This window comes from Salegentibacter holothuriorum (assembly GCF_900168045.1).
Taxonomy (GTDB): Bacteria; Bacteroidota; Bacteroidia; order Flavobacteriales; family Flavobacteriaceae; genus Salegentibacter; species Salegentibacter holothuriorum.
On sequence record NZ_FUYY01000001.1, the window covers coordinates 491,672 to 514,875 of the forward strand.

22 protein-coding genes and 1 pseudogene are annotated in these 23,204 nt (G+C 33.4%); 18 read left to right on the top strand and 5 right to left on the bottom strand.

Annotation, left to right across the window (positions count from 1 at the left end):
* The first annotated feature begins 72 nt into the window (after positions 1-72).
* From xerA to B5X51_RS02300, 15 genes are all read left to right on the top strand, one after another.
* Positions 73-1,251, top strand: coding sequence for a site-specific tyrosine recombinase/integron integrase (gene xerA / locus B5X51_RS02230; protein WP_079719229.1), 1,179 nt, complete (start codon positions 73-75; stop codon positions 1,249-1,251).
* Positions 1,252-1,309: 58 nt separating this feature from the next.
* Positions 1,310-2,962 (top strand): ATP-dependent nuclease, encoded by a 1,653-nt coding sequence (locus B5X51_RS02235; protein ID WP_079719230.1) that lies wholly within the window; start codon positions 1,310-1,312, stop codon positions 2,960-2,962.
* A 232-nt stretch (positions 2,963-3,194) separates the two neighbouring features.
* Complete coding sequence (locus tag B5X51_RS02240; protein ID WP_079719231.1) at positions 3,195-4,076, top strand: hypothetical protein; 882 nt, start codon at positions 3,195-3,197, stop codon at positions 4,074-4,076.
* A gap of 155 nt (positions 4,077-4,231) precedes the next feature.
* Complete coding sequence (locus B5X51_RS02245; protein ID WP_079719232.1) at positions 4,232-5,086, top strand: hypothetical protein; 855 nt, start codon at positions 4,232-4,234, stop codon at positions 5,084-5,086.
* A 158-nt stretch (positions 5,087-5,244) separates the two neighbouring features.
* Positions 5,245-5,985: an RDD family protein gene (locus B5X51_RS02250; protein ID WP_079719233.1), complete on the top strand. Its 741-nt coding sequence runs from the start codon at positions 5,245-5,247 to the stop codon at positions 5,983-5,985.
* Positions 5,986-6,140: 155 nt separating this feature from the next.
* Positions 6,141-7,142 carry a hypothetical protein gene (locus B5X51_RS02255; protein ID WP_139374819.1) on the top strand — a complete coding sequence of 334 codons (1,002 nt, stop codon included), beginning with the start codon at positions 6,141-6,143 and terminating at the stop codon, positions 7,140-7,142.
* Between the two features lie 179 nt (positions 7,143-7,321).
* Positions 7,322-8,419, top strand: a complete 1,098-nt coding sequence (locus B5X51_RS02260) for a TlpA disulfide reductase family protein (protein ID WP_079719235.1) — start codon at positions 7,322-7,324, stop codon at positions 8,417-8,419.
* Positions 8,420-8,585: 166 nt separating this feature from the next.
* Positions 8,586-9,713 (top strand): lipoprotein N-acyltransferase Lnb domain-containing protein, encoded by a 1,128-nt coding sequence (locus B5X51_RS02265; protein WP_176132714.1) that lies wholly within the window; start codon positions 8,586-8,588, stop codon positions 9,711-9,713.
* 107 nt (positions 9,714-9,820) lie between these two features.
* Positions 9,821-10,486, top strand: coding sequence for a tetratricopeptide repeat protein (locus B5X51_RS02270; protein ID WP_079719237.1), 666 nt, complete (start codon positions 9,821-9,823; stop codon positions 10,484-10,486).
* 260 nt (positions 10,487-10,746) lie between these two features.
* The gene (locus tag B5X51_RS02275) at positions 10,747-12,180 is read left to right on the top strand and encodes a hypothetical protein (protein ID WP_079719238.1); all 1,434 of its coding nucleotides are present in this window, start codon (positions 10,747-10,749) and stop codon (positions 12,178-12,180) included.
* A 242-nt stretch (positions 12,181-12,422) separates the two neighbouring features.
* Positions 12,423-13,661 carry a serine hydrolase domain-containing protein gene (locus B5X51_RS02280; RefSeq protein WP_079719239.1) on the top strand — a complete coding sequence of 413 codons (1,239 nt, stop codon included), beginning with the start codon at positions 12,423-12,425 and terminating at the stop codon, positions 13,659-13,661.
* A 219-nt stretch (positions 13,662-13,880) separates the two neighbouring features.
* Complete coding sequence (locus B5X51_RS02285; protein ID WP_079719240.1) at positions 13,881-14,264, top strand: hypothetical protein; 384 nt, start codon at positions 13,881-13,883, stop codon at positions 14,262-14,264.
* A gap of 173 nt (positions 14,265-14,437) precedes the next feature.
* Positions 14,438-14,860 (top strand): hypothetical protein, encoded by a 423-nt coding sequence (locus tag B5X51_RS02290; RefSeq protein WP_139374820.1) that lies wholly within the window; start codon positions 14,438-14,440, stop codon positions 14,858-14,860.
* 348 nt (positions 14,861-15,208) lie between these two features.
* Positions 15,209-15,643, top strand: coding sequence for a hypothetical protein (locus tag B5X51_RS02295; protein WP_079719242.1), 435 nt, complete (start codon positions 15,209-15,211; stop codon positions 15,641-15,643).
* A 349-nt stretch (positions 15,644-15,992) separates the two neighbouring features.
* Entirely contained in the window at positions 15,993-16,808 is an 816-nt protein-coding gene (locus tag B5X51_RS02300) for a tetratricopeptide repeat protein (RefSeq protein ID WP_079719243.1), read from the top strand.
* Here the strand turns inward: B5X51_RS02300 and ltrA are convergent.
* Positions 16,756-17,952 carry a group II intron reverse transcriptase/maturase gene (ltrA, locus tag B5X51_RS02305; RefSeq protein WP_245828688.1) on the bottom strand — a complete coding sequence of 399 codons (1,197 nt, stop codon included), beginning with the start codon at positions 17,950-17,952 and terminating at the stop codon, positions 16,756-16,758. The genes B5X51_RS02300 and ltrA overlap by 53 nt on opposite strands.
* Positions 17,953-18,964: 1,012 nt before the next feature.
* On the opposite strand from ltrA, the gene B5X51_RS02315 reads away from it, so the two are divergent.
* Together B5X51_RS02315 and B5X51_RS02320 are read left to right on the top strand one after the other, a co-directional pair.
* Positions 18,965-19,258, top strand: a complete 294-nt coding sequence (locus tag B5X51_RS02315; protein ID WP_079719246.1) for a type II toxin-antitoxin system HigB family toxin — start codon at positions 18,965-18,967, stop codon at positions 19,256-19,258.
* 4 nt (positions 19,259-19,262) lie between these two features.
* Positions 19,263-19,619: a helix-turn-helix domain-containing protein gene (locus B5X51_RS02320; protein WP_079719247.1), complete on the top strand. Its 357-nt coding sequence runs from the start codon at positions 19,263-19,265 to the stop codon at positions 19,617-19,619.
* 125 nt (positions 19,620-19,744) lie between these two features.
* Here the strand turns inward: B5X51_RS02320 and tnpC are convergent, their stop codons facing one another.
* From tnpC to B5X51_RS02340, 4 genes and pseudogenes are all read right to left on the bottom strand, one after another.
* Positions 19,745-21,295 carry an IS66 family transposase gene (gene tnpC, locus B5X51_RS02325; RefSeq protein WP_079719248.1) on the bottom strand — a complete coding sequence of 517 codons (1,551 nt, stop codon included), beginning with the start codon at positions 21,293-21,295 and terminating at the stop codon, positions 19,745-19,747.
* A gap of 75 nt (positions 21,296-21,370) precedes the next feature.
* On the bottom strand, positions 21,371-21,712 hold the full coding sequence (tnpB, locus tag B5X51_RS02330) for an IS66 family insertion sequence element accessory protein TnpB (protein ID WP_079719249.1): 342 nt from the start codon (positions 21,710-21,712) through the stop codon (positions 21,371-21,373).
* A complete protein-coding gene (tnpA, locus tag B5X51_RS02335; RefSeq protein WP_079719250.1) occupies positions 21,712-21,990 on the bottom strand; it encodes an IS66 family insertion sequence element accessory protein TnpA in 279 nt (92 codons plus the stop codon). Before tnpA ends, tnpB begins: the two co-directional genes overlap by 1 nt.
* A gap of 95 nt (positions 21,991-22,085) precedes the next feature.
* Positions 22,086-22,323, bottom strand: a pseudogene (locus B5X51_RS02340) (transposase); the annotation flags it as partial.
* 49 nt (positions 22,324-22,372) lie between these two features.
* On the opposite strand from B5X51_RS02340, the gene B5X51_RS02345 reads away from it, so the two are divergent.
* A complete protein-coding gene (locus B5X51_RS02345; RefSeq protein WP_079719251.1) occupies positions 22,373-22,741 on the top strand; it encodes a helix-turn-helix domain-containing protein in 369 nt (122 codons plus the stop codon).
* Positions 22,742-23,204 lie beyond the last annotated feature (463 nt).

A 23,204-nucleotide genomic window follows, 5' to 3' on the forward strand; every position in this document is an offset into this window, starting at 1 on the left:
TTTTTCTAGTAGGTAATATTTTTAGGGTTTTCACCCAACTAATTTAGTCTCTTATTTGTTTAAAATAGACTTATGAGAACTATTAGGCTTTTTCCGTTTCACCACCGTGAAGAATTACAGATTGGAATCACTTATAAATTTGATTTTGAACTCAATGAATTCATTAAAAATATGGAGGGAATGCGCTGGTCTCGTACCTATTCTTGTTTCTATTTGCCATATTCCTACAACAATAAAAAGCGTATTTATCATATTTTAAGAAAAATAGGAGCTATTATAGATTATTCGGCATTACAAAATCTTAAGACAGGGGCGCTAGAAAGCTCTCAAATACAAAATTCAGATTTAAACCAGCATCAAATTGAAATTTTACAGGAGTTTAAAAACTATTTAATAGGCCATCGTTTTAGCAAAAGCACCTTAAAAACCTATACTACTTTTGTACAGCGATTTATAGAATTTCAAAAAGAAAACTTAGATGCTATAACCAACCGTAGCATTGAACTTTTTATTGAAAAAGAAATTGCCGGAAAGAATTACGCAGTTAGCACACACCGCCAATGTGTAAGCGCATTAAAACATTTTGCTACTTTACATCGCTTTCCAGAATTAGAAGCTGAACAAATTAAGAGTCCACGAAAAAGCAAATATTTGCCGGTAGTACTTTCCAAAGAAGAAGTGATAGACCTTTTAAGAGCCACGCGAAATTTAAAACACCGGGCAATTTTTGCTTTATTGTATTCCTCTGGCCTTAGGGTTGGAGAAGCCATTAGTTTGAAGCAAAAAGATATGGACATAGACCGCAGACAAATTTCGATACGTTCAGGGAAAGGCCGAAAAGACCGGGTAGTGATTATGGCAGAAAGTTTTATTCCATTGCTTCTAAATTATTTGGGCACCTACCGGCCGCAAAACTATTTTATAGAGAGTCCGCAGGGCGGTCCTTATAGTTCGTCTAGTATAAGAGCGGCTTTGCATCATGCTTGTAAGCTGGCTAATATTAAAAAGAAAGTAACGCCTCATACACTGCGCCATTCTTACGCCACCCATATGTTAGAAAACGGCATAGACCTAAGGCATATACAGAGTTTATTAGGCCACTCGAAACCAGAAACTACAATGATCTATACTCATGTGACTCAAAAGGAGTTGATGAAGATTACGAGTCCGTTAGATGTTAGTTTAAAAGCATTATCAAATTCTGATAAAAAGGATGAAAACATGCGTTTATCCCGAAATATTTCTGATTAAATAGGTATATTGCCCCGGATATAACATGTTGGCAACAAGCTGAAAAAAAACCGAACGAATGAAAATATCCAAAATAAAAATTGAGAATTTCAGGTCAATTAAATCCACTGAATTTACAACGGATAATTTTAATATCGTTGTTGGACAAAACAATTGCGGAAAGACTAACTTTTTTGAAGCAATTGAATTTTTCTTTAATGGAGTTGGTCGAGGTGGACTTTCTAACGATTTAAAATTTAAAAGACAATCGGATTTAGAAATTTTGGTAGAAATAGAATTTTCGGGTGCGCAAGATGGCGCAGAAAAAATGCGAAATGAAGCCAATAAAACTAAAATCTTGAATGTATTAGGAGAATCCGATACTGTAACTATTTCTCGTTCAAGTGAAAATGTAAAAAAACGTAAAGTTTTCGTTAATGGAGAAGAAGTAAATCCAGGAACAGGTTTTGACCCAGCGTTAAACGATTTTTTACCAAAGTTTGAGTATATAAATACAAAACAGTATTATGATTCTGTTGCAAAATATACCAAAACCACACCAATTGGAATTATGCTTTCTGGTGTTTTATCTGCAATTCTCGAATCGAACGAGCAATATCAAGACTTTCAACAAAAATTTACTGAATTATTTGAGGGAGAAGATTCGGAAATTAAGACTCAATTTGATTTAGTCGGTGGAAAAGTAAAAGTCAATCTTCAAAAACAATTCCCAGATACTTCAAAGGTAAACTTTGAGGTTACTGCACCAGTATTTGATGACTTATTAAAAAACTTCGAAACCACCATTGATGATGGAATAGAAACAACCGCAGAAGAAAAAGGAGATGGAATGCAAAGAGCTTTAATGCTTGCAATTATCCAAACCTATGCAGAATTTAGAAAAGAAAATGAAGACCAAGGAAAGTCCTTTTTATTCTTCATTGATGAAGCTGAATTACATCTACATCCAACAGCTCAAAGAAACTTAAAGAACGTATTATATGAACTTTCAGAATCGACAGACCAAGTATTTATAAATACGCATTCATCTGTTTTTGTTGCAGACAATTATCCTAATCAAAAAATTTTTAAAGCCGAGAAAAACGAAGGGGAAACTGAAATGGAATCCGCAGATGATTTCACAAAACCATATATAGTGTTTGAACTTTTAGGAGGCAGTCCTTCTGACTTATTATTACCAAGAAATTTCCTTATCGTCGAAGGATTAAGTGAATTTGAATTTTTAACACGAGTAATTAGAAGATTTTATTCCAACAGACCAAAAATTCAGATAATTAAAGCAAACGGAGATATTGACCAAGCAGAAAGAACAATAAATGCAATAGAAAAAGCATTTACACCTTTAAATTCAAGTATTTATAGTGACAAACAAATAATTTTGATTGATTTACCAAGCGAACAAACACAAGGAGGAGTAAATGATTTTCTTCAAAGAAATCCGAAATTAAACGCAAACAATCAATTTTTTCAAATACCTAATCGTGATTTAGAACAATATTATCCAAATCAACCTGACGAAGTTTATGGAAATTGGAGAAAGACGCAGGCTGAATTGGACGCAGTAAATCCAGCAGGTAATAAATCCTTTACAGGAAAAAGGAAAAGACAATTGGCTAAATTTGTCGGAGAAAATATTACACAAGAACAATTCGAAGGGGAAATGCCAATAATATTTCAATCATTAGAAAGAGTTTGGGAATTAGCATATTGAGAAAAGCCAGTTGCCAACAATGTATATAAAACATAGCTATTATTGGCTTCCCGAGAGGTTTTTGCTTATTTGCTATGCCGCCAAATTTTTAAATTTGGCTTTTAGTAAAATAAAGATAAAAAGAAAAATTTAAAAATTCGGCTCGTGTATAATCCGAAAAGTTAGCGTTTATTTATACGCTACGTTTCATATACGGAGACGTTGGCAAAAAACTTCAAATGAGATTTTTTTAATGAAATTTAAATACCTCCTAATTCTATTAATTTTATTTTTTAACCAAATAAGTTATTCTCAAGCAAACAAAACATCCGATTCAAAAGAATTTTTCTATAACATAAGTATTGGTGCTGTAATTGGAGCTATCGGTGCATTAATAAATAAAAAGGCTGATCAAAAAATTGGTGAAATTTTAATTAAAGGGTCTTCACAAGGAGCTTTAGGTGGTTATATCACGTTTGAAAGTAAAAGAATTATAAGATTTGCTCAAAGAGAAGAAGATTGGAGATTTTTTTGGGTTGCTAAATTAATAAATGCAGGTGGTATTTCTATAAAAGAAAATGCGGCTTTAAATAGAGATTTTTGGAAAAAATGGCATATTAATATAGGTTTTAGCAGAATTGAATTTGATTTAGAAAATCAATTCAAAGTTAGATATAAAGTTATGCCAATTGCGTTTGTGTATACAATCGGTATTGCTTCTCAAACAAGATTTGAGTTAGAAAAAACTATAAAAACAGGTGAATTTATATTTTCGAGTGACACAAATAGATTTGTTGAAACAAATTCAGTAGGAATTGCACTTCCAGGAAATATAGTTTTATATGAACCTAATAAAGATAATTTTGGCACTTTATCTCATGAAATAATACATCTTTATCAAAGTAATGATTTCTCTCAATTTGAAGCCTTTTTAGATAAACCACTAAATAAAATTAATTCTAAAGGAAATCTATTCAGTGAAATAAATAAATATATCCATTATGATTTTCGTTATATACCATTACAACTATCATACATTATAGAGATGAATCGTTCAAAATACTATTATGCAAATTTTTTAGAAAGAGAAGCTGGGTATTATTCAGATAGTTTTCAAAAAGATTATTTGAGATAGAAGTCATTTGCCAACATCGGTTCATCGCAAATAACGGGTATTGTGGAAAAAGTGTAATTTTAGAAACCAAGAAAGAAATAGGTTAAGCCGACAAGTCCGCGTGCCTACTCCCGCAACTTGCGATAACCGTAACCGTTGGCAGCAATTAAAAAACTATGACTCTAGTAATTGCACAAAAGAAAAATAAGAAAATATCATTTGCATCGGATTCCAGAATATCATTTGGAAACCAAGGTCATATTGATTTTGGAATTAAAATATTCTCAGTTCCTGTAAAAATTTATTCTCCTACGGATTCTAATAAAAAAACAAAGACTTTAGATTATGATCATACAATAGGTCTTGCTGTTATTGGCAGTGCAGTGAACGCTTATTTAATAAAAGAATCGATTAATGAAATTTTACAAAACCTTCAGTATGCTCCAACTTGGTCTGATATCTCAATGGATAAAATAGCAAATCTAGTATTCAAAATTTATAAGAAGACTACTGCCGATCTAACTAAAGTTCTTCAAAAAGGTGGTGTTTGTGAATTAATTTTAGGCGGATATTGCCCTAAACAAAATAAAATTAAAGTTTTTAAATATTACTTAGACTTATCTAATTCACCTTATACTCCCGAAATTATTGAAATATTGATAGATGAAGGTTCAATTGATTTTTCCGGTTCTGGGAAAATAGAGGCGGAAAAGATGTTTAAAAGTGATAAAAAGCTAATACCGTTAAAGATTCTTAGATCAATAGTAAATAATCCTGATATAAAGGGAGTTGGTGGAGGATTGCAATATGGTGAATTCAAAAATAGAAATTTTGAGGTTTTAGGAGTTGAAGATTACAGTACTAATCCTGATAATAGTTTTAAAGAGTATTTACTTACACTAAGAGGAATTACCCTTTACAAAGGTGAATTTGAAAGCAAATTAGATGATTTTCATATCGCATATAATTTCATTACACCGTTTAAAGATGAAATAGATAATGCTTTTAAAATTGGAATTGATAATATTTAACTGCAGCCAACATCGGTTCATCGCAAATAACGGGTATTACAGAAAAAGTGTAATTTTAGAAACCAAGAACTAAATTATTACTAAGCCGACAAGTCCGCGTTTCTACTCCCGCAACTTGCGATAACCGTAACCGTTGGCACCAATATTAATAACCAAGAATGCAAATAAATTTAGCAAGCCGAAAAAGAAGATTAGTAGCTCTTTTAATTGATTATTATCTGATTACATTTCTTTTAGTAAGTATTATTTTCCTGATTTTAGGACCAGATTTTATAGAAAAAGAAGGTGGTTTTCCAACTCTTCTATTAATATTAAGTATTCCAATTGGCATAATATTTTATTTTGGAAAAGATTCAATTAACGGAACTAGTTTCGGTAAATGGATAATGGGTATTACAGTTAGAAAAGAAAATTCCTCAAATGAATCTCCTTCTTTAGTAAATCTCTTTATTAGAAATATAACTCTAATAATCTGGCCATTAGAATTTATAGTTATTGTATTTAATAAGAACAAACAGAGACTTGGAGATCAAATTGCTAAAACTTTAGTTTATAAAAATCCAAACAAGTCTAAAAAACTTCCTAGAATAATATCTATTATAGGTTTAGGAATAATATTCTTTGTATTTATTCTCTCATTTGTAGCTTCAAGTTTAAAAACTTCAAATGCTTATAAATTAGCTATTTCGGAGATAGAAAATAACAAAGAAATAAATCAAACAGTTGGAGAAATTATAGATTACGGTTGGATGCCGACTGGAAATGTTAGTATAAAAAATGGTGAAGGAATAGCAACCTATGACATAAAGGTTATTGGAGAAAAAAAAGAAATGAACGTTCAAGTAGAACTGATTAAACCAAAAGATGGTAATTGGGAAATAACAAGTTTCAACTATTAATACAGGTGCCAACAACGGCTCATCGCAAATAACGGGCAGTTTACTGAAAATCGCTATTTTAGAGATCAATTATTAAAACAACTAATCCGACAAATCCGCGTCCTTACTCCCGCAACTTGCGATAGCCGGGACCGTTGTGCATAATTTTGATGAAAATGCAGAGAAGAATAGATAATCCGAAAAATATTGATCATAAATTAATTGAAAGTCAATTAAAAGAAGGTAATCACGTCTTTATTCAGTTTTCCGATGAAGTTTATTCTAGGAAGCTACTCAGCACTCTCAATAAATTATGTTCGAAATATGATAAAAACTTCAGCATTCGATTTTATGGTCATTATTCAAAAACTTTTGATTGTGATATACTTAAAAATATACCGAACGTAAAATCACTATATATTGATTGCATAATAAAAGTCAAAAATCTCAATCAAGTTTCAAATCTAAAAAACCTCGAAAGTTTAAGTTTGGGTATTTATGAACTTGAAGAAACAGAAATACTAGATTCTAAAAACTTTAAAAATTTAACCGACCTAATTATTGGAGATACTAAAACAAAAGCGTTTAATCTAGAATATTTACAAGATTATAAAAGGTTAAAGTTTTTAATTATTTCAGGTCACACTAAGAATATTGACAAAGTAAAATACTTAAGTAATCTAACCTATTTAAGCTTGAACTCTATTTCTAAGGTTAAGTTAGATTTCATTAATTCTCTGACAAACTTAAAAACCTTAAAAATCATATTAGGTGGACGAGAAAACTTGAAGGAGATAGAAGAAAATAATATTGAAGAATTAGAAATCATAAGAGTAAGAGGATTAAGTAGTTTTGAAAATATTTCGAAGTTTAAAAAACTCAAAAGTTTATTAATTGAAGACCAAATTAAATTAAAGGAACTTCATTTTAATAGACCTTTCGAATATTTGAAAGACTTCAAATTGATAAACTGCAAATCTTTTATAAGATTATCTGGTCTAATAAATCTAAAATGTCTTGAAAATTTAAGAATTTATAAAACCAATATTGATTTTGATAATTTTATAAAGCAACCACTTCCAAAATCTTTAAATGTTCTAGCCTTTTATACTACAAAAGCTAAAATTGATAAGGAAATAAAAATTCGGTTACAAGACTTAAATTACAAAGAGCATTAACAAAACTATGCACAACAACGGTTCATCGCCAATAGACGGTAGCGTTAGAAAGAAAATAATTAACTTGACCAACAAACCAATACTAAGCCGACAAATCCGCGTCCCTTACTCCGCCAACTGGCGATAACCGGGACCGTTGGCGACAAGCTTAAAATTAATATTCACTTAAAAATCATCATATGAGAACGAGTCTAATTTTTATTTTTTTATCAATTACATTTCTTAGTAACTCTCAGGAATTCAAAATTAATGGTGATTTTGAAGGGACTAAGACTGATAGTATATTTCTTCAATATATAAACCAAGAAGGTGAATACGTTAGAGATACTTTAAAAATTCAAGATGGTAAGTTTACTGCATATGGAAAAATTAAAGGAACGCAACGTGTTTTTATAATTGGGAATACTGAAGATAATAGTATGGAAGATCCAAATTTAGGATATTTCTTCCTAGAGCCAAAAACTGTGAAACTCACATTACGAGAGGATAATTTCAAAAATTTGAAAGTAGTTAATTCTCCTACGCAATTAGAATTTGAAAATATTAATAAAAAATCTTTAAAATTCGTTTCTCAAGCTGACAGTCTCTCGAAAGCAAACGCAGAAAGAGATGTTATAATGCAAAAATTTGAAGAAATTAAAAATTTGGAATTGAATTATGCTTCAAGAAATCCTTCTTCCGTTCTAAATCCATACTATGTAAGTTTTTATATGAGGCAGTTAGATCAAGATGTTCTTAGACAATATTTTAATAAGATGTCAGAAAAAAATAGAAATTCAGTGTATGGCCAACAAATCAAAGAACTATTAAATAGCGCGAAAATTGTAAGTAGTGATAAGGCTCCAGATTTCAATTTGACTGATTTAAAAGGGAATAATTTGAGTATGGAAAAATTTAGCGGCAAATATTTACTTATTGACTTTTGGGCTGGTTGGTGCATACCTTGTGTAAAACAACTTCCAGAATTAAAAGTTCTTTCCAAAAAATTTAAAGACAAGGATTTCGAAATATTAGGCGTTTCATTTGATCAAAATAAAGAACAGTGGAAAAAGAGCGTGATTAAACATGAGACACAGAACTGGAATCACGTTTATATTGGAATGGAAAATATTAGAAAAGAAGGTTCGCTAAGCGAAAAATATGATATACAACCAATTCCTGCTTATATTTTAATTGATAAAGAGGGTAGAATAATAGATCGTTACTTAAATGCTTCAAACAATAACAATAGTTTTAAAGATCTTACTTTAAAATTAGAGGAATTGATGGCAAAATAACTAAACGCCAGTCGCCAACAACGGTTAATCGCCAATAAGCGGAACCGTTAGAAAGAAAATAATTATCTTGACCAACAAACTAATATTAAGCCGACAAATCCGCGTCCCCTACTCCGCCAACTGGCGATAACCGAGACCGTTGTAGCCAATTTTAAAACGAGAAAATTTGAGGAAAATAATCATATTTATATTTTTAATAACTCAATTTTGCTTTTCACAAAATGCTCCTGAAATTAGTATTTTGACTTGTTCTCCTGGCGAAGAAGTTTATTCCATTTTTGGACATTCAGCAATTAGAATTGTAGATAACGATAAAGATATTGTATACAATTTTGGAATGTTTGACTTTGATACACCAAACTTTACTTTAAAATTTGTTACTGGTCGGTTAAAATATCAATTAGGCATTCAAGAAACCGACAATTTCATCAAAATTTATTCAAATGAGAATAGAAAAGTATCAGAACAAAAATTAAAGCTTCAAAAGCAACAAAAAAATGAATTAATAGAAAAACTAAACTTCCTTTACAGACCTGAAAACAGATATTACACATACTCTTTTATAGAAAAAAATTGTTCTACTGAAATTCGTGATCTATTGATAGAAAATGGAGTGAAATTTCCCAAAGCGAACTTAGAAAAAAGCAACAGAGATTTAATAAATTCTCATCTGATAACAAAACCGTGGATTCGGTTCGGAACCAATTTGATGTTAGGAAAATCATTAGATGAAAAAAGCAATAAATTTCAAAGTATGTTTCTTCCCAAGTATTTAGAACAAGAAATTAATAATTCTACAATAAATGGTCATAAGCTAGAAAAATCAAGAAAATCTTTGAACAACGTGAAATCTAAAGAAGGAAGTGAATTGTATAAATGGACTTCACCAATTGTAATATTTTCAATTTTACTAATAATTTATCTTTTCAAGTTCTATAAGCCATTTGAAACAATTTTTAGTTTATGTATAGGTACTATTGGATTAATATTACTACTAATGTGGATATTTTCAGAACATCCAGAAGTAAAGAATAATTTGAACATTTTATGGGCAAATCCATTATACCTACTTTATATTCCAATTAAAAATAATGAGCAATTAAAGAAGTTTATAGCTTATATATTGATTACGTTTCTCGTCATAAGTATTTTAATTTGGATTACTAATTATCAATCATTTGACGTAGGAATAATTCCAGTACTTTTAATTCTAACTATAATGAATGTTAGGCACATTAAAACTGGCTACAACATCGGTTCATCGCAAATAACGGGTTTAGTCGAAAAAGTGTAAATTTAGAAACCAGGAAAGAAAATAGTTAATCCGACAAGTCCGCGTCCCTACTCCCGCAACTTGCGATAACCGTAACCGTTGTGCACAATTTAGAAGCAAATTTTTAGATGAAATATAAAATCTTAATATTCTTAATTCCTTTCCTTATAAGTTGTGAGTTTTCAAACAAGAAGGATAATATTTCTGGTGAGAACTATAAAAAAGTTGGAAATAATATAATTACATCAAAGGAAGATACTAAATATGGATTCAAAGAAGGTAGTAAGGCACATGTATTTAATTCTAAGGGTGTCGATTTAGGTTTAAAGGAAAAATATCAAGAAGCAGAAATTGTGCTGAAGAAAGCTTTATTAGAAGCACCAAATAATCCTATTATTTTAAACAATATTGGATTAACATATTATAACCGAGGTATATATAATACTGCAATAATATATTTCAACCGATCCTTAAAATTTTCCGATTCTTCAAGTATTATGGCTGCAACAAATCTTGGTTTAACCTATTATAATCAAATGGATTATGCAAGAGCATTAGAAATTATGGATTATAGTCTGACTAAGCAGAATTGTGATAATGTAGAAAAACTTACTGTTAGATTAAATAGAATAATGGTAAATGTAGAACTCGAAGATTGCGATGAAATTAACAAAGATCTAAAAGCAATAGAATATCTACGCAAAAATAATGAACTAGGAGATTATGCTGCTTACATTGACAAAGTAGATGGCCAAATAACTAAACTGTGCACAACATCGGTTCATCGCAAATAACGGGTTTAGTGGAAAAAGTGTAATTTTAGAAACCAGGAAAGAAATTGGTTAATCCGACAAGTCCACGTCCCTACTCCCGCAACTTGCGATAACCGTAACCGTTACCTGCAATGCACAAAAAACAGTTTCAAATTTTGATATGACAGCTTTTTAATGAACTTTTTATAAAAAAACAACGCAAACATTGAGCTAACTCGAAAAAAATTAACTAGGCACTAAACTCTAAAGAGTTTATTTATATATAGTGTGATATGACATCAATGGAAAAGTTATTAAATAAAAAAGGACCTTTGATGTCTAATGAATTATCAAGCTTTATAGAAAAGGCAGAAAACATTAATTATAACACAGCTAGTCAAAGAGTTGCCAGAAATAAAAAAATACTAAAAATCAAAGGGTATTTTGTTAGTAATTTATCTTTGTGTTATTTAGAAAAACACATTGATGATGGGCTTTTGTTTGATTCTTTGAATAAAGCAATGTTCGAAAATGGAAAAAAATATTGGTACACTTTAAATGCTTTAGAACTTCACGGAGGAATTATTAATCAAAAATATTTAGAATGCTATACCAACTATCCAATTATAGCATTAAAAGGACATTTACCTTTCAAAAAGATAATTCAAAAATTCATAAAATCTGATATCCTGAATTATAATAGTGAGTACTACTACATTTCCCCTAAACTAAAAAGAACCAACTTCAATTCGTTAACCTATAAAACAATAGAGGCTATCAAAGAAAATATTCTTACTGACTTTGGTACTTTAAATAAAAATATAGGTCTTATTTCATACAACACGGCTGAAAAATATGCTGAATTCGGAAAATTCAGGTGGGCTTTCAAAGGTGTTTCAAATATTACTGGATTAATGCAGGGAAGTAAACCTGGATTTGTATTAGCTGATATTTTAATTGGAACTTCAATTAATGAAAAAGATGTATCATTCTTTATTGAAAAAATAAAGCATATTCAAAGCTTTAATAATGCTTCAAGGATAATTCCTTTTCTAATAGTAGATGACTTAAGCAAAGAAGCATTAATTGCTTTAAAATATCACGGAATTGCTGTAGGCTTTATCAAAGAACTATTTGGACAAAAATATGCCGAAACTCTTAAAGAATTAATTAGTGTTTTGAATAATGCTGGAGCTAGTTTAAAATCTTCACCTGAAAAATATCTAGATTTAATAAAAGAATTAAAAAAATATAATGAAGGTTTAGCTAATAATATTAGAGGAGCACTTTTCGAATTTGTTGTTGGACATATTCATTCACTAGATAGTAACAGTAGTATTGATTTAGGTCGTGAAATTTATGAAAATGATTCTCGCCACGAAATGGACGTTTTAGCTATTTATAATGATAGGATTGTTATAGCGGAATGCAAAGCAAAGCGGTCAATGATAAACCTTGAAACTATAGATAAATGGTTAGGCGAAAAAGTTCCAGCATTTAAAAAATGGATTGAAAAACAAGAAACTTGGAATAAGAAAAATATTGAATTTGAATTTTGGTCAACTGGTGGTTTTACAGATGAAGCTCTAGAAAAACTAGAATATATATCTAAATCAGCTTCAAAATATAAAGTATCGTATTTTGAACCAAATGACATTAGAAATAAAGCTTTGTCGATGCAAAACAAAAAATTAAAGGAAGCATTAGATGATTTCTTTTTAAAAGCCAAAGTATAGTAATGACCGATGAAAGCACTGCAGGTAACAACGTATATAGCTCATAGCTAATTAGTTGCCTAAACGAAGTTAAGGCATATTTGCGAAGTCGCCAAATTTTTAAATTTGACGATTTCCAGTAAAAAAGATAAATATTAAAATTTAAAAATCTGGCTTGTATGTAATCCGAAAATAATAGCTAATTTACACGCTACGAGCCATATACAAAACCGTTGGCAACAAGCTGAAAAAAACCGAACTAAATGAAAAACTACATAACTTTGATTTTAATTTTTGCATTAGCTCTTTCGTGCAAACAAAAAGAAAATTCTAAAACAAGCCCAACGAAAGAAAATTCAGCTATAAAGGATTCTTTAACTACAGAATTAGAAAAAATCAAGGACAAAAAAAATATTGTAGGATTTTCAGCATCGATTGTCACTGAAAAAGGAATACTGTACAATAAAGGATTTGGATATTCGAATGTTGAAACCCAAAAAGAACTCACAGAACATACGATTCAAAATATTGCTTCAATTTCAAAAACCTTAATTGGACTTTCGCTATTCAAGGCACAAGAAATGGGGAAACTCGAACTTGATGACCCAATAAACAAGTATCTGCCTTTTCAAGTCGTAAATCCATCACATCCAAATATTCCTATCACAATTAGACATTTATCCACTCATACATCGACAATAATGGATTCAGATAATTTTTGGGAAAATACATACATTCTCAAGAAAAAAGACCATCCTAAAAGTGTAAGTGTTTTTGGATATATGAAACCACCAGATTCCAAAACATCGCTTGCGAATTTTCTTGAAAGTTTATTGACAAATAAAGGAAAATTATATATTCCAGATAACTTCTCTAAAGAAAAACCCGGCGATAAGTTCAGTTACTCAAACCTTGGAGCTACTCTTTGTGCTTTAGTAATAGAATCTGCAACAAAAACACCTTACGACCAATTTACACAGGAAAATATTTTGAACCCATTAGAAATGGGAAATTCTGGTTGGTCGATTAAGACTGTGGATTCTACAAAGATTTCAAAATTATATGGCAACTACGAAAGTGTATTGGCAGATTACTCTATACTTTCTTATCCAGATGGTGGACTTTTAACAACGAGTAGTGATTTGAGTAAACTTCTAACTGAATTTATAAAAGGATATGCTGGAAAAGGAACACTTTTAAGTAAAGAAAGCTACAAAAAGTTGTTTGAAAACCAACTATCCGAAAGCCAAATGCCAGAAGGGACAAATGCTAATTTTGGAATATTCTTGGATTTTTCAAAAGGGTTTATGGAAGATGATTTTAAAACCATTGGACATAGTGGTGGCGATCCAGGAGTTGTTGCGGGAATGTTTTTCAATCCCGAAACAGGACTTGGACGAATTCTAATCTTGAACACGGACTCGGATTTTGACGACAATGTCATTCCCCAATTTAAAGAAATTTGGAGTAAACTGAACATCTATGGCAACAAATTAAACTGAAAAGCCAGTTGCCAACAATGTATATAAAACATAGCTAATATAGGCTTTATGAGAGGTTTGTGTGCATTTGCAAAGTCGCCAAATTTTTAAATTTGGCTTTTAAAATATAAAAGATAAAAACAAAACATAAAAATTCGGCTTGTGTATAAACGGAAAGGTCAGCGTCTATTTACACGCTACGTTTCATATACGAGACCGTTGTGCAAAAGTTAAAAAAAGATGTATAAATATAGATTTCTACTTTTAATTGGGCTTATAGTTTCTTGCAGTTCGAACCAGACTGAGTTCGGAAACTCGGAATTACTGCAAAAACATAATCCTATTACCATTTCCGAGTTGAAAGAGAATCCAACTGATTTTGATAATGATACTGTGAGACTGGTGGGGGAATTACACCTTGACTTGGAGAACAAAGGGATTTCCTTTGATTCACACAAAATTTGGATTGATTCATTTAAACCCGCATCGGATCTGGATACCATCTGGGAATATATGAACGGGAAAGAGATTGAAATTATCGGACTGTATCAATCTGGTCACAGCGGACATTTGGGAATTTATGACGGACAATTAAAAGAAGTGTATTATATAAAAACCAAGTAAAAAACCTTTGCACAACAATATATAAAAACAATGCTCAAACCTGTCTTGAATCGAAAGTCCGTGTCCACTTGCTTAACTGAGTGTCCTGCGGACAATCAAGCTCACCAGCTCGCACAGTTTTTATACGAGACGTTACCTGCAAGCTGAAAAAATAAAACACCTAACCTAAATAAATGAAACGATATCTATTACTCTTAATGCTGATCATAACATCTTGCAATTTTGGAGAACAAGAGGAGGTAATTGAATACCCTTTTTCAGAACTGGAAATTTCCACTGTAGAAATGAATAAAGAAAACAACGCTTTAGAGGCTAGTTCAGAGGTTAAGGAGATTGAGAGCTACTTAAAAAATCTCAGTAACAGAGAACTGATTAAAGGAAAAAGACTGCACGGCGCTGATCGGTTATGTGAAGTAATTTTAAAAAATAATAATGGTAATATTATAATCGTATTTAAGTCTCATAAAGAAGAAGGTATTACAGCCAGTTTTTTGAAAGAAAATCAAGCTGACAATTTCAGTCATTCTTTGGGAAGGTTATACAATGCTGACCATCTAATGGAACTTTTACAAAAAAGCGGACTTCCTTGCGGTTAGGAAAGAAAAATTGAGGGTTAGAAAAAGCCAGCAGGTAACAATATATAAAAACAATGCTTAAACCTGTTTCGATTCAAAAGTTCGTGCTCGCTTGCTGCGCCTGATCGTCCTGCGGACAATCAAGCTGGCCAGCTCGCACTGTTTTTATACGAGACGTTGGCAACAAGAACGATTGATGATTCAATTTTAAAAGAATATTTTGACTAGGCGGAAAATCATAAAAACCTAATTTTTAATAAATTCTCAAGCAACCAAATCAATCTTGATGGATCTTATATAAAAGAGGAAAAAATCTAAATTTATAAATAGAGAAAATTCGAAATTTATCAAATCTAAAATGGAAATATTATGAAAAATATAGGTTTAATATTTAGCATTATAATAACCTTAGCTTCATGTAGCAAAAGCGAACAAGATAATCCAACTGATAACTCTATTAATGGGACTTGGCAACTAATAGAGAGAACCGCAAATAATACTGATGGATCACCAAATGCTTGGGAGCAGGTTGAGAATGGCTACAAAATTACTTTTAACGAAGATTTCACTTATGAATCTGAAATAAATCCAACTAATTGTAACGAAGTGGTTGAAAGTATTTATCTACTTGAAAATGAGTCCGAATTAAATATTATAGAAATTACTATTACATGCATCAATCCTGAAATATCTTTTCAAAGTACTGATTCATATACTTTTGATAAAAACGGTCACTTAATTTTAAAACCTATAGAGCCAGTTTGCCCAGAAGGTTGTGCTTTTAAGTTTAGGAAAATTGGATAATTGTAATTTTAATTAATGGAAGAAATTATGAAAAATTGGAAATTTGGATTAAACCAAAAATTTACTCCTTATTATTCCTCTGTTAACATAAAATAGAAAAAAGAACTCTAAAAAAGTAGGAGTATATAAAACAAATTTTATAACAAGTTTCGTTTAGATTGAATGCGATTTCAAAACAAAGTTCAGTAATATCGCTCCAGTTGCCAACATTGGTTCATCGCAAATAACGGGTTTAATCGAAAAAGTGTAATTTTAGAAACCAGGAAAGAAAAGAACTAATCCGACAAGTTTGCGTCCTTACTCCCGCAACTTGCGATAACCGTAACCGTTGGGCAGCATTCACATAAATATGGTAAAGAAGATAATAACACTGATTTCAATACTCATAATAGGATTTTCTTGTAATAGAAATGACAAATCCGTAGAAACTTCTACTAAAAGAATTGATAATGAAAAACAAGAAGAAATTATTGACAAATATCTGAAAAATGGTGCTTGGAAATATCAAGTTTATTCACAGGAATGGCAAGATGAAATTGACAAAGGGTTAGAAAAAGATTCTACTATAGCATATTTATGGCAACAAAAAGCTATGCCATTAATTAAACAAGGAAAATACGAGATTGGTATAGATTATATTGACAATGCAGTTAAATATGATCGAAAAAAGTGGCAAGATTATAGAGCTTTTACAAAATGTATTTTCGCTAAAACATATAAAGATGCAATAAAAGATTTTGAAGATTACAAAAAGAGGTTCGGATATGGTTACGTAATGGATCATACATATGATTTCTATATAGGACTTTCTCACCTACAATTAAATGAGTTCGAAAAAGCAGAAAAAATATTCCAAGAAGATTATCAATATCAATTAAAAGAGAATGGAAAAGAATGGCTGCACCCATTAGATCTATTCTACTTTGGAATAAGTAAGTATGAACTAAGAAAGTACGAAGAAGCAATAAAAATTTTCGATTTAGCTTTAGAATTATATCCTCAATTTTCAGATGTACAGGTTTATAAAGCAGTCTGTCTAAGAAAATTAGGAAAGCCAGAAGAAGCAAAAATTTATGATAAATTAGCGGAGAAAAATGGTAGAAATGGATACACTATAAATGAAGATAATGCAATTTATGAAAGATATCCGTATCAGATGAGATAGAACTAAAACGCAGCCCAACATCGGTTATAGCACTAAGGACGGGATTAATTATAGAAGCTAGTCTTTTCAAATCACTGCCCCCTCTTCTGTGTAACCTCCATGAACGCATTTTATCGCGTATCGCCACTTTGGACTTATTGCTTATGGCCGGTTGAAAGCTGGTAAAATAATCCCCTCGCTTTGTTTTGGCCTTTCGTCTTCTAAACGTATACCCTAGAAAATCGAATGCAATAACTGGATAGAACTTGTTTCGACTTTCCTTTCCGCAGTAAACAATCTTTGTTTTCTCCGGATGAAGTTCTAGCCCGCAGGCTTTCAATCGCTCTTCCAGTTTCTCCTTTAATTCCCGCGCCTGTGCTTCTGTTTTGCAGTGTACCACCCCATCATCGGCATATCTCTCGAATGGACAGTCCGGATATTTTATCCGTAACCATTCGTCCATACAGTAATGTAAAAAGAGGTTGGCAAGCAGCGGACTAATTACAGACCCCTGAGGCGTCCCTTTTGTTCTTTCTGCAAGAGTTCCATCGGATTTCTTTACTGGTGTTTTAAGCCACCTTTCAATGTAAAGCAATACCCATTTACAATTGGTGTGTTTCCGCACTGCTTTCATAAGCAGATTGTGAGGAATATTGTCGAAGAACCCCTTGATGTCGAGATCCAAGACCCAATCATACTTCCAGCATCTTTTCCTGGTTACCCCTACTGCTTCTATTGCGCTTTTATTGGGTCGATATCCATAAGAATCCTTATGAAATGTACGATCAATATTTGGCTCCAGATTCAGTGTGACTACCATTTGAGCGATACGATCAGTTATGGTGGGTATTCCTAGCGGCCGTGCACCTCCTCCTTTCTTTGGTATTTCTACCTGTAATACTGGGGAAGGCATATAACTGCCGGAACTCATCCTATTCCATAATCGGTATAGATGATTCCTGCGATCCTCTTCGAAATCTTCCAAGCTCAAGCCGTCCACTCCAGCACTACCGCGGTTTTGTTTTACTCGCTCATAGGCTTTTTGTACGACAAACTTCGAAATACTAAATGGTTTTGTTTTAATCATTTCGGTACCTCCTATAGTGTAACCATAGTTTTCTTTGTGATAAAACTGAATAATACACCCCCTTCGCTCCGCCTCCATTACAGAGGTTTCAACACTACTACGAGATGTTCCGCCCGCGTGCCTCGCATCGGTACTTTTGCTCTTGTGGGTCTTCCACTTGAGGGTTTCCCTTAACATCGAGACGACACGTTCTCACGTTCCGTTTAAATGCCTATAATAGATTCACGCTATCTTTACGCCGGATGCCACGGAAGCAGTAGTCAGGTTCCCCTTCCATTTTTATCCCAAGGTAAGGTCAAGACCTTGGTTTCAACACCATCTAATCAGCTTTCGACGCTTCTTCAATAGTTTACTTTCGTTCGTCTCTCTATTACATACTTGACATCTATATGGATGCCTTTTCCTTTATCGCTTCTCACCAGACCTTTTAAGTCCAGCAACATAAAGGCAGTTTGAAGCCCACGCCTGAACATCGACTCCGAGGGGCCTACCCTCATCATTTAAACAGCACCAAAGTATTTTCACACTTTGTTCGTGACACACTTACCTACGCTGACTTCTCCACCAAACCATCCCGTGGCTATGGAGACCTCCCCAGGTAAGAACATCTTCTTTCCCCTGATTCCTGCCGGATCTACTACTTCGGTATTCACTAAAAGTGTTTCGGACGTTACAATGATGTGCTTGCTCATCCAACCTTCTAGCCTCATATCCGGTTCCTGTTCGTCAGTACCAGGGTTTGTAGTCCCGCTTCCTTCAGTCCCAACCTCACGGTTGGCAACCTTGCGGCTTACTAATGGTTCAAGGCGTCACCCCTGTCCATAAGGGACTTGCACCCTTTAGATTAATCTTTTACCTTTCTGTAAAAAAAAGATGCCCATGCTGGGCACACACATCGGTTATAGCAAATAGCGGGTTTTACCGAAAAAGTGTAATTTTAGAAACCAAGAAACAAGAGTTCAAGCCGACAAGAACGTGTCCCTACTCCACGCCACTTGCCTTAACCGGAGACCGTTAGCTCCAATATTTTATCAAGAAAAAAGTTCCCGATTTGGTAATTTTAATTATCTTTGTTTTAAAATAATTTAATGTGAGAATTATTGCAAAACGAACCTTACGTGATTTTTGGACAAAACACGCTGATAGTGAACAACAATTAAAAGCCTGGTATCGAGAAACAGAAAAAACAGAATGGGAAAATATAAATGATTTAAAAAAAGCCTATCCCAGCGCAAGTATTTTACAAGACAATAGATTTGTATTCAATATTAAAGGAAACAACTATAGATTAATTGTAAAATTCAACTTTGAATATCAAGTTTGCTATATAAAATTTATTGGAACTCACGCGGAATATGATAAAATAGACGCTAATAATATTTAAAAAAATGAATATAAAACCAATTAGAAACGAAGAAGATTATCAAAATGCTCTTCAAAGACTTGACGATATTTTTGATGCAAAAAGAGGTACAGAAGAAGGTGACGAACTAGAAATTTTAATTATTCTCGTTGACAATTATGAAAATGAACATTTTCCAATTGGAATGCCAGATCCAATAGAAGCTATTAAATTCAGAATGGAACAAATGGGAATGAAACAAAAAGACTTAGCGGAAGTTTTTGGGTTTAAAAGTAGAGTTAGCGAAATTTTAAACAAGAAAAGAAAACTGACTTTAGAAATGGTAAGAAAGTTGAATACAACATTACATATTCCCACTGAAGTTTTGATCCAAGATTATTAATCCGAACAAAAAATGACACTATCCCGCAAAGTGTGTAAATTTAAAATAAAAGTATGCGGCCCACCAACCACATCTTCTAACTTAGTATAATTTTATTTACCTGGCTACCTTCTGGTAAGCTTGATCTAAATTTGCTGTAATTTCTTGTAGTTCTGTGGGTAGAGATTCCGGATGTCCTTATGGTTGATGGCCATGATATTCTCCAGGGTATATTTGAGCCACTCATATGGGTTTACCTCGTGCTTTTTGCAGATGGCAAAGAAGGAATAGATTCCTGCGGCTCTTTCTGCTGCTGAATGAGAACCCGCAAACAGGTAATTCTTTCTACCCAGGGCCAATGGCCTGATGGCATTTTCCACTAAATTATTATCGATCTCCAGAATACCATCAAAAAGATAGGCGCTAAGCTGATCCCAACGATCCATGGAATACTTGAAGGCTTTTCCGATAGGACTCTTGGGAAGGATCAGTTGATGTTTCATCTGATCGAACATCCATTTTCCAAATTCATTGATAACAGGCAATGCTTTTTCCAGGCGCAGGGATTTGCGATGCTCCGGGCTTAAGTTTTGCTCTCGTGCCTGGGCTTCCACCGCGTAGAGTTTCTGGATAAAGCTCAAGGCTTTTTCAGCGCGCTCCCTATCATTATCCTTTGCCTTATCAAATTCTCTTCTGGCGTGGGCCCAGCAGTTCAGGTGGGTAACCCCCTCACGTTTACCGATTTTATCATACGCGGCATATCCATCACTTTGAAGGTAGCCTTTAAACCCGGCCAATACATGATCGGCAGCCTCACGGCTACGCCCGGGCTGATAATCAAAGAGTACGGTGCCATCTATGGGACAATGGTGTACCCAATAATAGCCTTGATGTGTTTTTCCTTTTTTAGCGGGATCCATCACCTTTATGGGTGTCTCATCACTTTGGAGATAACCTTTGGAGCGAATATCCTCCAGCAGGTGCTGATAAAGGATATCGATGATTTTAAGGCTTTGCCTGGTCCAGCCTTCCAGGGTGGAAGATGCTATAGGGATCTCTGCTCGTTTAAAGCGTTGGAGCTGCCGGTAAAGTGGAAGGTGATCCTGGTACTTATCGACTAAAATTGAAGCCAGGAGTCCGGCTCCTGGGATTCCTTTTTCAATCACCCGCTCGGGAAGTTCCCCGATGATGACTCCTTCTTTACTTTTAGGAGCATACTTATAGCGGATGTAGCGTTTGATATAGTATTTAGCAGGCTCGTATTCCAGTTCATCGGTCACTTCTTTGCCGATACAAACCATATCGGTAAGATCTTCCTTAGGATAGATCTCGATCTCTTTTACCTCAAGATGCTCCGGAAGGGCCATTCTTCCTTTGTGGTTGGAAGTTTTTTTGCGACGCTGGTCACTGAGCTTTTCTTTTAACCCGGATTCTTGTGCTGCTGCCTTTTGGGGTTCCATCTCAAAGGGAAGGCTCATCTGGTTTTTATCCCCTTCGAAGCGTTCTCTTTTTTGGCCAAAGGCCAGACGTTTGTAATATTCTACCTGGAATTTCAGGTCAGCAATCTTATGCTGTGCTTTTTCAACTTCTTGTTCCCTTTTAGAAACACTTTTTTCAGCTTTCTCCCTCTTTTTCGTCTCCTTCTTCAGCAGGGCCAAAAGCTGATCTTTAGTAAGGTTTTCTAAGGGTTCTTGCATGGGGTAAAAATACAAAAACTAACCTATTAAACCTACCGTGAACCCCTGTTTTTACTGATAAAACACGATTATTTTCTAGTGAGAATAGCGCAGTTTCTGAACACTTTTTTCAACCGTAATACCCTCTATCATCAGCACCAATTGCGGCCAGGTAAAATTGGTCTGATCTTCTTTAATTACAGGCGGGGTGAAGCTTCCGCGCTCCAGGCGTTTGTAGTATAAAACAAAGCCGCCCCGTTCCCAGTGGAGCAGCTTGAGATGGGTCCGGTTCCGGTTAAGAAAAACGAACACATCACCGCTGGTAGGCTCTCGGTTTAGCTCATTTTTCACCAATCCGCTCAGGCCATTAAATGATTTTCTCATATCACAAGGCTTACGATAAAAGTGATAATTATGAGAAGAACCTAAGGAGAACATTAATACAACTTAACTAACCGGGCAATAAGCCCCAGGTCCGCAGCATTCATCTGGAGTTTGACCCCGTTGGGATAAATAAGTTCCAGCTCACCCGATGACGAGTTTAATCCCTTGGTAACTTCTACAAATCCCCCGGGCTGATCTTCATCTTTCTTCTTACGGATCCAGTAACAAAAGGTGGAAGGACTAATCCCCTTTTCTTTACTGAAAGCTTTTGCCGAAAGGCCGCTATTACGATATTCATTAACTAAAGTGTACATTTCTTCCTGTTTGCTCATAATAAATATTATTTTAGAGCAAAGCTATCGGTAGAAAGTCAGCTAATCAAGATGCAGTTGGTGGGGTGGATACAAATAAAAGGGGTTGGACTTTTTTAAAGTCTGACCCTTTTTTCATAGATCGTAAGGAACTGATTTAAGATAATGCCCCAGTTCCTAATAGGCATCGACCACTTCTTCGTGGCTTCCCCTTGTAGCTAAATATACAGATTTCATCACTGCCTCATCGATAGGGAAAGATAGTTTATTTTTAGTGTACTTTCTGATTTTTCCATTGAGGTTCTCGATAAGGTTCGTGGTATAGATGATCTTTCTTATCTCCAGGGGGAACTCACGCCGAATATGATAAAATAAATGCTGACACGATTTAAAACAAAAGACTATGAAAATAAAGCCTATAAAGACAGAGAAAGATTACGAACAAGCTTTAGAGAGATTAGAAGTGATTTTTGATGCTGACTCAAATTCAAAAAAAGGAGACGAGGCCGAAATTTTATCACTCTTAATCGATAATTACGAAAATCAACATTATCCAATAGAAACTCCAGATCCTATAGAAGCAATTAAAATAAGAATGGAAGAGATGAATCTTAAACAAAAAGATTTAGTTGGAGTAATTGGAGGAAAAAGCAGAGTTTCAGAAATTTTAAATAAAAAGAAAAGATTGACGGTAGATATGATTAGAGAATTAGAACAGATTTTACATATTTCCGCTTCCGTTCTTGTGAATAATTATCAGCTGTCAAAGTAAAAAACAAAGGGTACTTTGACTTTTACCGGCGAGCTCTACGGAACGCTTTAATTTACGGTACAGCTGATCAAACTCAGGTAAAGAATTACAAGCTTTGTCAATGAGGGTACTACTTTTTATTCATAACTTTAAATATTATAATTAGACATACTCAAAGGTAGTGAATAGTGATTTAGCGATCTTCTGAAGTTACCTTTAGGTTTAGTTCAAGTCGGTTAACAAGCAATTGGTAATTGAGTAGCTAAAATCAAAACCTTGACACCAACTGTTGTTGAACCGTTGGCAAAAATGTTATAATTATGATTTTAAACCACAATTCTATTAAAAAAATAGCAGATAAAGCTTTTAGAACTCATTGTCTACATTGTGGGGACAAAACAAATTTAATTTTAACCTCACCCCCTAATTTTAGTTTTCTTACTAGATATAAACCAAGAAATATTGGTATTGTATATCAATGTTC